The sequence below is a fragment of the Leisingera sp. ANG-DT genome (assembly GCF_000813785.1).
GTDB lineage: Bacteria > Pseudomonadota > Alphaproteobacteria > Rhodobacterales > Rhodobacteraceae > Leisingera.
In genome coordinates, this window is record NZ_JWLE01000011.1 from 68,046 (window position 1) to 82,133 (window position 14,088).

The 14,088-nt window shown below is 62.6% G+C and carries 18 protein-coding genes; 2 read left to right on the forward strand and 16 right to left on the reverse strand.

What is annotated here, in order from left to right; translation table 11 throughout:
* Positions 1-87: 87 nt before the first annotated feature.
* From RA21_RS12175 to RA21_RS12230, 13 genes are all read right to left on the reverse strand, one after another.
* Positions 88-945 carry an urea carboxylase-associated family protein gene (locus RA21_RS12175; RefSeq protein WP_039149249.1) on the reverse strand — a complete coding sequence of 286 codons (858 nt, stop codon included), beginning with the start codon at positions 943-945 and terminating at the stop codon, positions 88-90.
* A gap of 419 nt (positions 946-1,364) precedes the next feature.
* A complete protein-coding gene (locus RA21_RS22860; protein ID WP_193748067.1) occupies positions 1,365-1,526 on the reverse strand; it encodes a hypothetical protein in 162 nt (53 codons plus the stop codon).
* Positions 1,527-1,655: 129 nt separating this feature from the next.
* Positions 1,656-2,366: a ZIP family metal transporter gene (locus RA21_RS12180; protein WP_039149252.1), complete on the reverse strand. Its 711-nt coding sequence runs from the start codon at positions 2,364-2,366 to the stop codon at positions 1,656-1,658.
* A gap of 45 nt (positions 2,367-2,411) precedes the next feature.
* A complete protein-coding gene (locus RA21_RS12185; RefSeq protein WP_039149254.1) occupies positions 2,412-2,681 on the reverse strand; it encodes a hypothetical protein in 270 nt (89 codons plus the stop codon).
* 111 nt (positions 2,682-2,792) lie between these two features.
* Entirely contained in the window at positions 2,793-3,572 is a 780-nt protein-coding gene (locus tag RA21_RS12190) for a succinate dehydrogenase iron-sulfur subunit (protein WP_019297056.1), read from the reverse strand.
* A gap of 11 nt (positions 3,573-3,583) precedes the next feature.
* Entirely contained in the window at positions 3,584-5,389 is a 1,806-nt protein-coding gene (gene sdhA / locus RA21_RS12195) for a succinate dehydrogenase flavoprotein subunit (protein WP_039149256.1), read from the reverse strand.
* Positions 5,390-5,408: 19 nt separating this feature from the next.
* The gene (gene sdhD / locus RA21_RS12200) at positions 5,409-5,780 is read right to left on the reverse strand and encodes a succinate dehydrogenase, hydrophobic membrane anchor protein (protein ID WP_039149259.1); all 372 of its coding nucleotides are present in this window, start codon (positions 5,778-5,780) and stop codon (positions 5,409-5,411) included.
* An 18-nt stretch (positions 5,781-5,798) separates the two neighbouring features.
* Positions 5,799-6,182, reverse strand: coding sequence for a succinate dehydrogenase, cytochrome b556 subunit (gene sdhC / locus RA21_RS12205; RefSeq protein WP_019297059.1), 384 nt, complete (start codon positions 6,180-6,182; stop codon positions 5,799-5,801).
* Between the two features lie 194 nt (positions 6,183-6,376).
* Complete coding sequence (locus RA21_RS12210) at positions 6,377-7,078, reverse strand: DUF1194 domain-containing protein (protein WP_039149262.1); 702 nt, start codon at positions 7,076-7,078, stop codon at positions 6,377-6,379.
* 124 nt (positions 7,079-7,202) lie between these two features.
* Positions 7,203-8,234, reverse strand: coding sequence for a MaoC family dehydratase (locus tag RA21_RS12215; protein WP_039149265.1), 1,032 nt, complete (start codon positions 8,232-8,234; stop codon positions 7,203-7,205).
* Positions 8,234-8,437 (reverse strand): DUF1737 domain-containing protein, encoded by a 204-nt coding sequence (locus RA21_RS12220; protein ID WP_019297062.1) that lies wholly within the window; start codon positions 8,435-8,437, stop codon positions 8,234-8,236. The genes RA21_RS12215 and RA21_RS12220 overlap by 1 nt, the downstream gene beginning before the upstream one ends.
* A 23-nt stretch (positions 8,438-8,460) precedes the next feature.
* Positions 8,461-9,009, reverse strand: coding sequence for an NnrU family protein (locus RA21_RS12225; protein WP_019297063.1), 549 nt, complete (start codon positions 9,007-9,009; stop codon positions 8,461-8,463).
* Between the two features lie 34 nt (positions 9,010-9,043).
* On the reverse strand, positions 9,044-9,898 hold the full coding sequence (locus RA21_RS12230) for an HpcH/HpaI aldolase/citrate lyase family protein (RefSeq protein WP_019297064.1): 855 nt from the start codon (positions 9,896-9,898) through the stop codon (positions 9,044-9,046).
* A gap of 350 nt (positions 9,899-10,248) precedes the next feature.
* Here RA21_RS12230 and RA21_RS12235 point away from each other — a divergent pair, with 350 nt between their 5' ends.
* Positions 10,249-10,563, forward strand: a complete 315-nt coding sequence (locus RA21_RS12235; protein WP_039149268.1) for a hypothetical protein — start codon at positions 10,249-10,251, stop codon at positions 10,561-10,563.
* Between the two features lie 78 nt (positions 10,564-10,641).
* On the opposite strand, the gene RA21_RS12240 is transcribed toward RA21_RS12235, so the two are convergent.
* Entirely contained in the window at positions 10,642-11,397 is a 756-nt protein-coding gene (locus tag RA21_RS12240; protein WP_039149271.1) for a sulfite exporter TauE/SafE family protein, read from the reverse strand.
* A gap of 159 nt (positions 11,398-11,556) precedes the next feature.
* Here RA21_RS12240 and mdh point away from each other — a divergent pair, with 159 nt between their 5' ends.
* Positions 11,557-12,519: a malate dehydrogenase gene (mdh, locus tag RA21_RS12245; protein ID WP_039149274.1), complete on the forward strand. Its 963-nt coding sequence runs from the start codon at positions 11,557-11,559 to the stop codon at positions 12,517-12,519.
* A gap of 57 nt (positions 12,520-12,576) precedes the next feature.
* Here the strand turns inward: mdh and RA21_RS12250 are convergent, their stop codons facing one another.
* A complete protein-coding gene (locus tag RA21_RS12250) occupies positions 12,577-13,173 on the reverse strand; it encodes a LicD family protein (protein WP_039149277.1) in 597 nt (198 codons plus the stop codon).
* Positions 13,170-13,808, reverse strand: a complete 639-nt coding sequence (locus tag RA21_RS12255; RefSeq protein ID WP_019297069.1) for a class I SAM-dependent methyltransferase — start codon at positions 13,806-13,808, stop codon at positions 13,170-13,172. Before RA21_RS12255 ends, RA21_RS12250 begins: the two co-directional genes overlap by 4 nt.
* Positions 13,809-14,088 lie beyond the last annotated feature (280 nt).

A 14,088-nucleotide genomic window follows, 5' to 3' on the forward strand; every position in this document is an offset into this window, starting at 1 on the left:
GGGAGCTCGGGAAATTCACAAGGTGCGATTGTTCACGCCGCCCTGAATTTCAGCAAGACCTCTGGCCAAAATAACTTTTGACCGGTTTTACTTGCACCCGTGGCTGCGGTCATACCCATTTGGAGGCGGGCTTTTCCAATCGCCAAGCGCGCCCTCTGCCGGGGCAAAAACTTCGACCAGCATCGGGTAACAGGCGGGGGTATCGCTGGAATGCTCTGCTGAACAATCCCCGCCCGGACAGGCGCTAAGGCAGCCCAAAAGGTCGATCTCGGCAAAAAACTCCAGGTAATCGCCGGGCCGCACCGGGCTGGCTTTCATGAAGTACTGGCCGGTATCGCGGGTGAAGCCGGTGCACATGAAGACATTCAGGACGTCATGCACATGCGGCTCCGCCTCTGCCGGGGAGATGCCCAGATGATCTGCCAGGGCGCGGGTCAGGTTGGAATGGCAGCAGTAGTGGTACTGGCTGCCAGCCAGCAGGTTACCGGTATAGGGGTCGCAGCGGGTGCCGATCACATCGTGCACAGAGCCGCCGAATTCATCCATGCCGTACCAACCCAGTGTATCGGTGGTGATGGTTGCCATAGGGCGCAGATGCGGGAAGCTGGTCCACATTCGTTCACCGGTGGTGATATGGGTGCCATGCAGGGCGCGGGTCTTGCCGGAATAGAAGCGTTCGCTCAGGTCATGCCTGTTCCACAGGTTCAAATCGCCCACCTGCGGCCCATCGATTGAGGTGATACGGAAGAAATGCCCGGCGGGCACTTCGAAACAGGCGGCATCGCGGGGCGGCACCCGTACCTCGCGGGTCTTTACCGCCCCTTCCCGCGCCTGCCTGTAGAGCGCCAGATCAGGCACCGGCAGTGTCTCGTTCGGGTAGCAGATCACTGGCTTGACGGCGCGGCGGGCATCTGCGTCGGCGGGATCAGCGGGTGTGCTGGGCATTGGGGCAAACCTTCCTGTTCGTTTGCCCCATCAAGACCGCATCGCTGACTTGGCGCAAGCCCCTCTCGGCGCAGGTGCGGAATTGGGCCGTTTCATCCGGAACTGAACAGCCAAATCCACGGCGCAGCCGGTGCGCCTGCAGGCGCGGGAGTCCCGCTTAGCCTCGACGCTGCGGATTACGGCAAATGCGGGGAGCGGCGTCACCCGGTTCAACGGCCCCGCAAGAGATACAGCGCCACTGCCCCTCGGACTTCATCTGCCGCCAGCGGCAATTGCGGGTTAGATCCATCGCGCGGTGGCGCCAAAGGAAGTAGCAAAAGACTCCAACAGCAAGGACGGCAACAAGTATCATTGGGCCTGTCTAGCCCTGTCCTGCCGCCCCTTCAAACGCAAAACCCGGCACTGCAGGGCACCCCGGATCAAGCCGCCTGATAGTATTCGAACAGCTGGTCCTGACGCCATTCCTGCACTGCTGCCACCGGCGGTTCAGGGATGTAATAGGCATAGGCCTGCTCCAGCGCTTCCAGTGCAGCGCGGGCGTCTTTGGCTTGCTGTTCTTCCAGAGTTTCAACGGGTTTCATCGGGCGGTCTCCTTACTTGCGGCACCATCCTCCCTTAGGTGGCAGGGTATCCGCTGGCGCCGCCCGGCGCACCGGATGTTTTTGCAGGCTTGCCATGCAGCTGATGCAATCCGGCGCGCTGTCCGCGGCTCAGCCGATCAGCAAGTGCCCGGCCAGCCCCAGCGCAAACCCCGCGACCGCCCCCAGCGCCGGTGCGCTGCTGCGGCTGCTGTGCGCCTTGGGCGCGATGTCCTGAAACAGCAGGTAAAGGATGCCGCCCGCGGCAAAGATCATAATCCCGCCAAGCACCGCATGAGCTTCCGCCAGCCAGAAAAGCCCCGCAAGCGCGCAGGCAGGCCCCAAGGCAGCCAGCCCCAGAAACAGCAGCAGCACGTGCCAGGCCGGGCTGTCACCGCTCCAGACTTCGCGGAAGGCGGCAAAGCCCTCTGGCAGGTTCTGCAGAAAGATCATCAGCGCCAGAAGCTTGGCAGTCGCGGCATCCGCCACCAGCATCGCCCCCAGCGCCATAGCCTCCGGCAGGTAATCCAGCAGCATTGCCAGCAGCAGGGCGCCGCTGCCGCCATGGCGCTGCAGGAGGGTGTCGACCAGGTAAAAAACCAGACCGCCCGCGGCAAACAGGCCAACCGCCCAGGCGGCAGGCAGTGCCTCCGCCGCCTCCGGCACCAGAACAAGCGCCACGGCTGAGGCCAGCGCGCCGCCGCCAAAGGCCGCAATAGTGTGCAGCACCCGGTTGCGCAGCACCGGGTTGCTGATGTGCTCGCACCAAGCCAGAAGCCCGCCCAGTGGCATCGAAAGCCCGGCAATGCCGGCAAGCAGAATGGCATAAAAATGCGGTTGCATTGCAGCAGCTTAGGGCGGCAACTGCCGCCGCTCAACCAATTAGGGTCAGGTATTGATGCAGGAGGTCGCCTGCGCCGCCTGCGCCTCTGTCACATTCGGCCCCGGCTGCACGTTTCGCAGCACCGTTGCGCCCGCAGCATGGCCCAGGAACTCGGTGCTGACGCGCACCTCCCCGGTGATGCCCGCGGCCTCGACACAGCCCGGAATCCGCGCATCGGTTACCGCCAGCTGGCCGCCGATCCGGTCGTGGTCCGTTGCCGTCATGCAGCCCGCCAGGAGGGTCAGCGCGCCCGCGGCACATCCAAGAAGTCTCATGCCCGTAAATCCATTGCCTGCCAAAAACACACCCCCGGTTTCGCAAGAAACCGGGGGGCATGCAATTTTCAACATTTTAAGCGGCGGATCCTTGCGGGCCGCCTGCCACGGTCAAACCGCGCGTTCCACCATCATCTTCTTGATATGCGCAATCGCCTTGGCCGGGTTCAGGCCTTTGGGGCAGGTTTTGGCGCAGTTCATGATGGTGTGGCAGCGGTAGAGCTTGAACGGATCCTCCAACTGGTCCAGGCGCTCCGGCGTGGCCTCGTCCCGGCTGTCGATGATCCAGCGGTAGGCGTGCAGCAGCGCGGCCGGCCCCAAGTAACGGTCGCCGTTCCACCAGTAGGAGGGACAGGAAGTTGAGCAGCTGGCGCACATGACGCACTCATAAAGCCCGTCTAGCTTCTTGCGGTCCTCGATGGACTGTTTCCACTCCTTTGCCGGGCGGTTGGTCTTGGTCTCCAGCCACGGCATGATCGAGGCATGTTGGGCATAGAAATGCGTCAGATCCGGGATCAGGTCCTTGACCACCGGCATATGCGGCAGCGGGTAGATGGCCACATCGCCCTTGATCTCATCCATGCCGTAGATACAGGCCAGCGTGTTGATGCCGTCAATGTTCATCGCACACGACCCGCAGATCCCCTCCCTGCAGGAGCGGCGGAAGGTCAGGGTCGGGTCGATCTCGTTCTTGATCTTGATCAGCGCGTCCAGGACCATCGGGCCGCAGCTGTCCATGTCGACGAAATAGGTGTCGACCTGCGGGTTTTTCCCGTCATCGGGGTTCCAGCGGTAGATCTTGAATTTGCGCACATTGCTGGCGCCCTCCGGCTTGGGCCAGGTCTTGCCGGTGGTGATCTTGGAGTTCTTCGGGAGGCTGAATTGAACCATGGTCTGTCTCCTTAGAACGTCCGCGCCTTGGGCGCGATTTTCTTGAGGCTGATGCCGCCTTCGTCTTCGGTGGTCAGCGGATCCACGATCACCGGGCGGTAGGACAGATCAACCTTGTTGCCCTCCACGCGCGACACGGTGTGGACCCGCCAGTTCTCGTCGTCGCGGGTGGCGTAATCCTCATGCGCGTGCGCGCCGCGGCTTTCCTTGCGCGCCTCGGCGCCAACGATGGTGGCCAGCGCGTTCGGCATCAGGTTGGTCAGCTCCAGCGTCTCCATCAGGTCGGAGTTCCAGACCAGCGAGCGGTCGGTCACCTGCAGATCGTCGAGCTTGGCCGCAATCGCGGTCATCTTCTCGACGCCTTCCTTCAGGGTCTTGTCGGTGCGGAACACCGCCGCGTCCGCTTGCATGGTGCGCTGCATTTCCAGCCGCAGGTCCGCGGTCGGGATACCGCCCTTGGCGTTGCGCAGGGTGTCGAAGCGGTCAAACGCCTTGTCGACAGAGGCCTGGTTCAGCACCGGGTTCGCCGCATCGGCGTCCACAACCTTGCCCGCGCGAATGGCGGAGGCACGGCCAAAGACCACCAGGTCAATCAGCGAGTTGGAGCCCAGCCGGTTGGCGCCATGCACCGAGGCACAGCCCGCCTCGCCCACGGCCATCAGGCCCGGCACCACGGCGGTCGGATCCTCGGCGGTCGGGTTCAGCACCTCGCCCCAGTAGTTGGTCGGAATACCGCCCATGTTGTAGTGCACGGTGGGCAGAACCGGGATCGGCTCCTTAGTCACATCCACGCCGGCAAAGATCTTGGCGCTCTCGGAAATACCCGGCAGCCGCTCCGCCAGCGCCTCGGCTGGCAGGTGGGAGAGGTTCAGGTGGATATGGTCGCCCTCGGCGCCCACGCCGCGGCCTTCGCGGATTTCCATGGTCATCGAGCGGCTGACATAGTCGCGCGGCGCCAGGTCCTTGTACTGGGGCGCATAGCGCTCCATGAAGCGTTCGCCTTCGGAGTTGGTCAGATAACCGCCCTCGCCCCGCGCGCCCTCGGTGATCAGGCAGCCGGAGCCGTAAATGCCGGTCGGGTGGAACTGCACGAACTCCATGTCCTGCAGCGCGAGACCAGCACGTGCGACCATGCCGCCGCCGTCGCCGGTGCAGGTATGCGCCGAAGTGGCAGAGAAATAAGCGCGGCCGTACCCGCCGGTCGCCAGCACCACCATCTTGGCGTTGAAGACATGCATGGTGCCGTCATCGAGCTTCCAGCATACAACGCCCTGGCACTGCCCGTCGTCGGACATGATCAGGTCGATGGCGAAATACTCGATGTAGAACTCGGCATTGTTCTTGAGGCTCTGGCCATACAGCGTGTGCAGGATCGCGTGGCCGGTCCGGTCAGCCGCCGCACAGGTGCGCTGCACCGCGGGGCCTTCGCCAAACTCGGTGGTGTGGCCGCCGAACGGGCGCTGATAAATCTTGCCTTCCTCGGTGCGCGAGAACGGCACACCGTAATGCTCCAGTTCATACACCGCCTTGGGCGCCTCGCGGGCCAGGTATTCCATCGCGTCGGTGTCGCCCAGCCAGTCAGAGCCCTTGACGGTGTCATACATATGCCACTGCCAGCTGTCCGGGCCCATATTGCCCAGGGAGGCGGCAATGCCGCCCTGCGCCGCCACGGTGTGGGAGCGGGTCGGGAACACTTTGGTCACACAGGCCGTGCGCAGCCCCTGTTCCGCCATGCCCAGCGTCGCGCGGAGACCGGCCCCGCCGGCGCCAACCACGACCACGTCATATTCATGTGTTTCGTATTCGTAAGCAGCCATTGAAAGAGACCTCGGGGAGTTACAGGGCCAGGCGGATCAGCGCATAGGCGCTGGTCGCGGCGACAGCATAGGACAGGCAGTTGACCAGGATGATCGTCAGGCGGCCTTTCACCCCATGTACGTAATCCTCAATCATGGTCTGGGCGCCGGATTTGAAGTGCATCATGCCAACCCACATGGTCAGCGCCGCCACGATTGCCGGGAACGGGCGGGAATAATAGGCGGTGATCTCTCCATAGGTGCCGCCCAGCGCAGAACCGAAGGTGAAGACGAACAGCGGCACCAGGATCAAGAGAGCGATTGAGCTCACCTGCATCGACCAGTGATGTTCTGTTCCGGATTTTGCAGCGCCCATGCCAACGGCGCGCTTGCGGTCAGTCAGATATCGCATTGCGTGTGCCTCCCGGGCTTAGACGATGATGATGGTTAGGACGGTCAGAACGGCAGAGCCGATCACCACGAACCAGCCCAGCTTCTCGGCCTGTTCAAGGTCCAGCATCATGCCGTTGTCCCAGATCAGGTGCCGGATGCCCGCCAGCGTGTGATACCACAGGCCCAGCGCCGACAGTGTCATCACCAGATCACCGAACCAGCTGGTCAGCAGGCCGTTGGCAATGGCGAAATACTCGGGCGAGGTTGCGGCAGCCAGGAACCACCAGGCGATCAGCAGCGCCGAGACGATCAGCGCGTTGCCGGTGATCCGTGTCAGGATCGAAGTCACGGAGGTCAGCTGCGGCCGGTAGACCTGCAAATGCGGCGAAAGCGGGCGGTTGCCCCGATTGACATCGGCCATGTTGGCTCCTTTTCAGGTTGGCTGACGACGTTTTAGCCGATTTTTACGGCGTGTCACCCGAAGGAACGGTTAAAAACGGCAGGTTTCTCGCCTGTTGGCGCTAAAACGCCACGGCTTGTGATCACAGCAAATAATTAGTGATCACAAATCCGCCGATTGAAAATTTTTTGCAGAATCAGGGCCCCTTCTGCAAATCACTGCAAAGACGCAACTGCCCTTCCCGTGCCTTCCGGCAGTGCAGCGGTCTGCCGTGCGACCTCCCTGACCAGCTTCTTGCGGATGCGCGACGGGTAGTCAGCAAAGCTCGCGGCAGAGACCACAAAGGCCCCCTCACCGCGGATCACGTTTTCAAAGAAATAGGCGGTCAGGTCCGGCTCGCTCTGCTCAATTGCGATGGCATTCACCGTCACACCGGCCGCCGCCAGCGCCGCATGCGCCGCCCGCGGCTCGATCCCTTCGTTGGAGAACCCGTCGCCGGAGACATCAATCACCCGGCGCTTGCACTGCTCCACGGCCGGAAACTGCTCCAGCGCCAGAAACAGCGCCTCCCCCACCGCGGTGGAGTAATTGCGCCAGGGTCGCGGCGCCTGCTCGATCTGCTGCGCCAGCGCTTCCACATCCCCGAACGTCCGGATCTCGGCCCATGGCAGTGTCACCTCCTGGCGCGACTCGCCCGACCATTGCAGCAGCAGCACCTGAGCGCGCGCCTTGACCAGCGCCTCAGAGACCACCCCGTCGCGCAGGCCTGCCGCCAGCCCGTCCATCTGAATGCGGTATTCCTCGGCATCAACAGAGCCGGAGACATCCACCGCCAGCACCAATGCCAGATCGCAGGCCGCTGCGCGCAGCGGCCCAAGGGAGAGCATGGAGAAAACCAGAAGCTGCAAAACCCGCATGCTGCCAGCTTATGCGGCAAACCGGCTGACGGTCATCACATTTCTGCCATCCCCCTGTTCATCTGGCTGAAAATATCCTGGGGGTGAGCAGGCACCGCCTGCGAGGGGGCAAAGCCCCCTCAGATCACTTCGGCATCAGCGCCCAGTAATCCAGATCCAGCAGCACATCCGGCAGGTACTTGCCGTCCTCGCCCTTCAGCTGGAACGGCTCGCCGCCTTTGGTTGCCACCAGCCGCAGCCGGATCGCACCGACGCCGGGTGCTGCGGTGTCGGCCTTGTCCAGCACCTCGGACCAGGCCCGCACGGTCAGCCCCGACAGGCAGGGGTTAGCATGGGCGCCGCCATTGAGGCCGACAATCATCTGCGCGTTGGCGAGGCCGTTGAACGACAGCGTGCGCGCCATCGAGATCACATGGCCGCCATAGATCAGACGGGTCCCATCGGGTCGCGCGGTATTGTCGAAATGCACCTTGGCGGTGTTCTGCCACAGCCGGGTCGCCATCATGTGCTCGGCTTCCTCGATGGTGACACCATCCACATGGTCGATGGTCTCGCCCACCTCATAGTCGCCCCAGCGGTGCGGCTCGCCTGCCAGGGTGAAATCGTAGCTGGAGAAATCCAGCCCCGCCGGGATCACCAGCTGATCCGCCGGGATCACCTTGTTCAGTTCGGGGATCACCGTCTCCGGCGCCGGGGCATCCAGGTCGCGTTTGCGCACCATCACCCAGCGCACGTACTCCATCACGCATTCATCGCGCTGGTTCAGCCCGCGGGTGCGCACATAGACCACACCCGATTTGCCGTTGGAGTTCTGCTTGAGCCCGATCACCTCGGACTCCGAGCGCAGCGTGTCGCCGGGATAAACCGGCAGCAGCCAGCGCCCCTCGGCATAGCCGAGGTTCGCCAGCGCATTCAGCGAGATATCCGGCACCGTCTTGCCGAACACTACGTGGAAGGCCGCCAAATCGTCCAGCGGCGCCGAGGTCAGACCAGAGGCCCGGGCAAATTCATCCGAAGAATAGAGCGCATGGCGCGCCGGGTAGAGCGCGTGATACAGCGCCCGCTCGCCGCCCGACACCGTGCGGGGCACCGCGTGGCGGATCACTTCGCCAACGGTATAGTCTTCGAAAAAGCGGCCCGGATTGGTCTTGGCCATCAGTGTTCTCCCAGTTTGGTCTCAGGCGTGTAGGTTCCGTCCACCTCCTTCACCACCGCCTGACCGCAGCGCATGATCCCCTTGACGGGATCAAAGGCCTGGGTCGGGCTGCCGTGCAGCTCCCAGCCCTTGTTCAGCGCATCGGTCACCTTGTGGCAAAAGGCAGAGGTGTCGTCTTCGGACAAAAATCGGTAAAGCTTCATGGTTTCCTATCCTGGCTTAGGGCCTAGCCGCCGAACGGTGACGGGCCGACGATGCCGTGGACGTAGCCGATCACCCCCATCAGGACAATCGAGGCGGCAAGGAACATCCCGTCCTTGGCAATCGCGCCCTTCGGCCCCGGCTGCCAGCCCGGCTCTGCCCGGTTGATCACCACTTTCTCGGTGATGGACCATGCCCACAGGCCGCCGAACAGGACAAACGACGCCGGATCCCAGTTCACCAGCAGATGCGCCAGCGCCCACAGGCCAAAGCCCGTCAGCATCGGGTGGCGCATCTTGTAGAACAGCGCGCCCTTATGCGGGCCAGGGCTCATGAAATAGATCGCAACCAGCACCAGCAGGTTGTTGATATGCTTCAGGAACGGCGGCACCAGCGCCAGATCGAAACTCTCGGCTGAGCGGTAGCCGATCACCATCAGCGCAACGCCCGCGACCAGCACCAGCGCCACCACACCGCGCCCGCCATTGCCCATGGAGGCACGCATATCCGGTGCCAGCCGTTTGAACAGGTGGCCGCCCCACCACAGCAGAAGTCCCAGGATCAACAGTGCCATATCAGCCCCTCTTAGATGTTAAGCTGATTAACACCTACGCGGAAACCGCAGCGATTGCATCCGCTTTTGCCAGAATTTCACGCGCCGTTACGACATGCAGGTTCTCGACTATCTTGCCATCAACCACGGCAACACCCTGCCCTGCGGCCTGGGCCTCATCAAATGCGGCAATCTGGCGGCGGGAGGTGTCGATCTCTCGCTCCGTCGGGGCAAAGGCGGCATTGGCCACCTCTACCTGCGCCGGGTGGATCAGGGTCTTGCCGTCAAAGCCCATGTCGCGGCCTTGCGCGCATTCCGCGGCCAGCCCCTCCACGTCCTTGAAGGCGTTATAGACGCCGTCGACAATCACCAGCCCCTCGGCCTTGGCCGCCAGCAGGCACAGGCCCAGACCTGCCATCATTGGCATCCGGTCGGGGCGGTAGCGGGTCTGCAGTTCCTTGGCCAGGTCATTGGTGCCCATCACCATGCCCTGCAGCTTGGGGTGCGCTGCAATCGCGGCGGCATTCAGCATGCCGCGCGGGGTTTCCATCATCGCCCACAACGGGATATCGCCGGTAATTTCCGCCAGCGCGTCCAGATCCTCCGGCGCATTCACCTTGGGCAGAAGAATCGCATCCGGGTTCATCCGCGCCGCCGCCGCCGCATCACCACGGCCCCATTCGGTATCCAGCCCGTTGATCCGCACGATTTTCATCCGCGCGCCATAGCCGCCACCCTTCAGCGCCTGGGCCAAGGTCTCGCGGGCATTGGTTTTTTCATCGGCTGAAACCGCATCCTCCAGGTCAAAGATCACCGCGTCCACCGGCAGGGTTTTGGCCTTCTCCAGCGCACGCGCGTTGGAGCCGGGGATATACAAAACCGAGCGGTAGGGGCGCGTGCGCGGGTCCATGAGGCCTCTCCATAAGTTATTTTGTTGCGTAAAGCGGTACAGATTCGATTGTATACTTTCAAGTACAATTCCGCCGCAGCGCAGCGTAACCTTTCGCGCATTTGCAGCAAGCGCTTGAAAAAATGTGTGAATTTTCGGCGAACGCCTGGTTAACCACTTATCAGCACCTGACCGGCACACTGAGGGGCACCAAGGCACAGGACCACTGCCGCCGCACCAGGCCGCACCTGCTGCCCGCAGGCATGGGGCCTGCATTTCGAATTGCGTCACACACCGGCCCGAACAGGGACACCGGGGGCTGCCGTCAGGCACCCTGCTCTGTCCGGCCGTTCCGGAAAGGGTAAAACGAGATGAAAAACTCAATCTTCGCACTGCCGCTGGCGCTGGCCGCGGTGACCATGGCCGCCGCACCCGCCGCTGCCCAAAGCCGCAACTGCGCCCCGCGCGATGCGGTGATCAAAAGGCTAGCCGAAAAATACGGCGAAAGCCGCCAAAGCATCGGCATGGGCCAGCAGGGCATGGTGATGGAAACCTTTGCCTCTGCCGACACCGGCAGCTGGACCATCACGGTGACCACCCCCAACGGCTTGACCTGCCTGGTGGCCTCCGGACAATCCTATGAGGTGCTGGCAGAGGCCCTGCCGAACACCGACAGCGACGCCTGAACAGGCATTGAGGCAGGATTCCCGGCTGCAGGCTAATTGGCCGAGGACGCCGCGCGGGCTGGCTGATGCGAGCAGTCTTCAGGCCAGCCCGTCCCAGATCAGCTTGGCGCCGGTCACTGTCAGCAGCACATAGGTCAGCGCAAAGAACCAGCGCTCCGGGATCGAATGGTGCAGCTTCACTCCCAGCCAGGCCCCGAGCAGCGCAAAGGGCGCCAGTATCAGGTCGAGCATCAGTGTTTCCCGCGTGAACATCCCCAGCCCGGCATAAGGCACCGCCTTGGCGATGTTGATGGCCCAGAAGATCAGCACCGTGCTGGCCTGGTATTCGGTTTTCCGCAACTTCAAGCTGAGAAGATAAACCGCGGCCGGCGGCCCGCCCGCATGGCTGACAAAACTGGTGAACCCCACCGCCAGCCCGGCCAGCGCACCGGCGCCCGTTGACAGCGGCGCATCTGCCGCCAGCCGCAGCCCCAGCCGCCCGCGCAGCTGCCACAGCACAAAGCCGACAGAGACCAGCCCGATCAGCACCCGCATCGCATCCGCATCCACCGCCGCATAAAGCCAGGCACCCAGCGCCACGCCGGGCAAGCCGCCGCCAATCAGCAGCAGCGATGCCCGCAGGTTCCAGCGTCCCCAATAGGGTTTCAGATTGGCCACGTCGATCAGCATCAGCAGGGGCAGCATCAGCGCCAGCGCCATGCCCGGCTCCAGCACCAGCGCCAGAATCGACGCCGAGGCAAAAGCTGCGCCGGACCCGAAACCGCCCTTGGACACGCCCGCAAAAACGACCGCCGGGATGGCAAAAACGAAAAACATTGCATCAAACGCCGCCATCACCCGCCCTCCGAAATGCCCAGATTACAGACGGTTTAGCGGTATCAGCACGGTATACACAAGCATACAGCGCCGAATGCCGCAGCGCAGAGCCCTTGCACGGCACGGTTTTACGCCGTAGGCATCAGGAAATTTCAACCGGACCGGAGACATTTTCCAATGGCACGACCCAAAATCGCCCTCATCGGCGCAGGTCAGATCGGCGGCACCCTCGCACATCTCGCAGCCCTCAAGGAACTGGGTGACGTCGTTCTCTTCGACATCGCCGAAGGCATCCCAGAAGGCAAGGCGCTGGACATCGCAGAATCCGGTCCCTCCGAGGGCTTCGACGCCTCGCTGAAGGGCACCCAGTCCTATGCGGACATCGCAGGCGCCGACGTCTGCATCGTGACCGCCGGCGTGCCGCGCAAGCCGGGCATGAGCCGCGACGACCTGCTGGGTATCAACCTCAAGGTGATGAAGTCCGTTGGCGAAGGCATCCGCGACCACGCGCCGAACGCCTTCGTGATCTGCATCACCAACCCGCTGGACGCGATGGTTTGGGCTCTGCGCGAATTCTCCGGCCTGCCCCACAACAAGGTTTGCGGCATGGCCGGCGTTCTGGACTCCGCCCGCTTCCGCCACTTCCTGGCTGAGGAATTCGGTGTCTCCATGAAGGACGTCACTGCCTTTGTGCTGGGCGGCCACGGCGACACCATGGTGCCGTCGGTGCGCTACTCGACCGTTGCAGGCATCCCGCTGCCCGACCTGGTCAAGATGGGCTGGACCACCCAGGAGCGCCTGGACGCGATCCTGCAGCGCACCCGTGACGGCGGCGCCGAAATCGTTGGCCTGCTGAAAACCGGCTCCGCCTTCTACGCGCCGGCCACCTCCGCCATCGAAATGGCTGAGGCCTTCCTGAAAGACCAGAAGCGCGTGCTGCCCTGCGCCGCCTATTGCGATGGTGAGCTGGGCGTCAAGGACATGTATGTGGGCGTGCCCACCGTAATCGGCGCCGGCGGCATCGAGAAGGTGGTGAACATCCAGCTGAACGAAGAAGAACAGACCATGTTCGACAATTCGGTCAACGCCGTGAAGGGCCTGGTCGAAGCCTGCAAGGGCATCGACGCCTCGCTGGCCTGATCCGGCAAAAAGACAAGATGAAAAACGGGGCCTCAGCGCCCCGTTTTTTTTGGTTTTCTAGCTGGCAGCCTTCAGTTTGAACTGAGGGCGGTTCCCGGAAATTTCCATCGTATACCCCTCCCCTTTGCGAACAGGCGTTCCCCAGGACGGACCATAGAGAAAGGCGCAGACCTCCTCAGGCCGCGCCGGAACACGGATGGGAATGCCCTGCATTTCCGTGTCCTGCAAAGGAAAAATCAGCTCCTTGGGCACATGGATCGTGGTCGTGGGGTCGCGCCACAATCCTGCGAAATTCCACCGTTCGATCAGGTAGTCCGCGGGGCTGTCGTCGTAAAAGTAGAAATCGGCGTAGGTTTTGATCCCGTCCTGCATCCGCGTGGCCTGCACAACCAGCGGCTTGCGCCAGAACTGATACCACTTCGCCCGCGGATGAAGCTCCAGCTCGAAACCGCTGCTTTCAAGCGCAGCCAGCAGCTTCTTCCTGTCCCGCGCATTCACGTAGATGTCGATGTCATCGTCATGCGGAATGATGTCGCCGTCGCGCACACAGCCCAGCAGCGTGCCAAAGAAGACAAATGCCTCCACCCCTGCCAGACGGGCAAAGATATCTCTCAGATTGTTGCGGTTAAGTTCAGCGGGAACCGGATCAATCATTGGCGCTCCAGAACCATGCGCGCAACAAAGGCATCATCGGCCTTGTATTTCGCAAAACCGAAGCCTTCTGCCAGATAAGTGCATGTCAGACCGTGCCGGCCGGCGCTGGCGATCACCTGAAGCGGCTCCACATAGCGGCGGTAATGCTCTGATGTCACCTTGGTCTGGAACTGATCCCGCGGCGTGCGGAACTCCAGGCACAGACGGCCTCTGTCACCAACCAGCCCCGCTGCAAGACGCAGCAGGTTTGCTTCGGCGTCTTCGTCAATCGCGTGCAGAAAGAAACGCGCATAGACAATCGCGTCACCCCAATCGGCGGCGTTCTGCTCCAGGAAGCTCGAACAGGCGACGGCGTCCTGCATATCCAGCTGGCTGAACCCGATATTGTCCACACCCCGGCGTTCCGCCACAGCCTGGCACAGCGAGACCGCGGAGGCAGATCCGTCGATGCCGCGGACGGACTTGCCGTGCATGGCGAAAAAGAAACTGTCCCGGCCGTCACCGCAACCGAGGTCCACGAACCTCTGCCGGTCGGAAAATTCATTCAGCACAAAGGCTGCGAATTGCGACGGCACCGCCGGTCTTTCCTTTTTGCCGTAGTAGGCATCCCAATAGTCTTTGGTGTCGATAGTCAAAACAACTCTCCTGAGTCTCGCGCCGCGGCGCTGCGGTCCATGCGCCCTAATGCCAAAAAAGCCCCCTTCAGGCAACGTGCTCAAGCCTGCTTTCCTGCCGCGGCCTGCGGGAGCTGCCTGTTCTGAGGCAACAGCAGCAAACTGCTGCCGTCCAGCACGCGCGGCACGAAAACGGCAGATCAAGCCAAGGAATCGGCGCCGGTGCCCCAAGACGGCAGCGGCGCTATGTGATCACACGGCCAAATAGTGTGATCACAAAAGTCGAAAATCTTCCGCATTT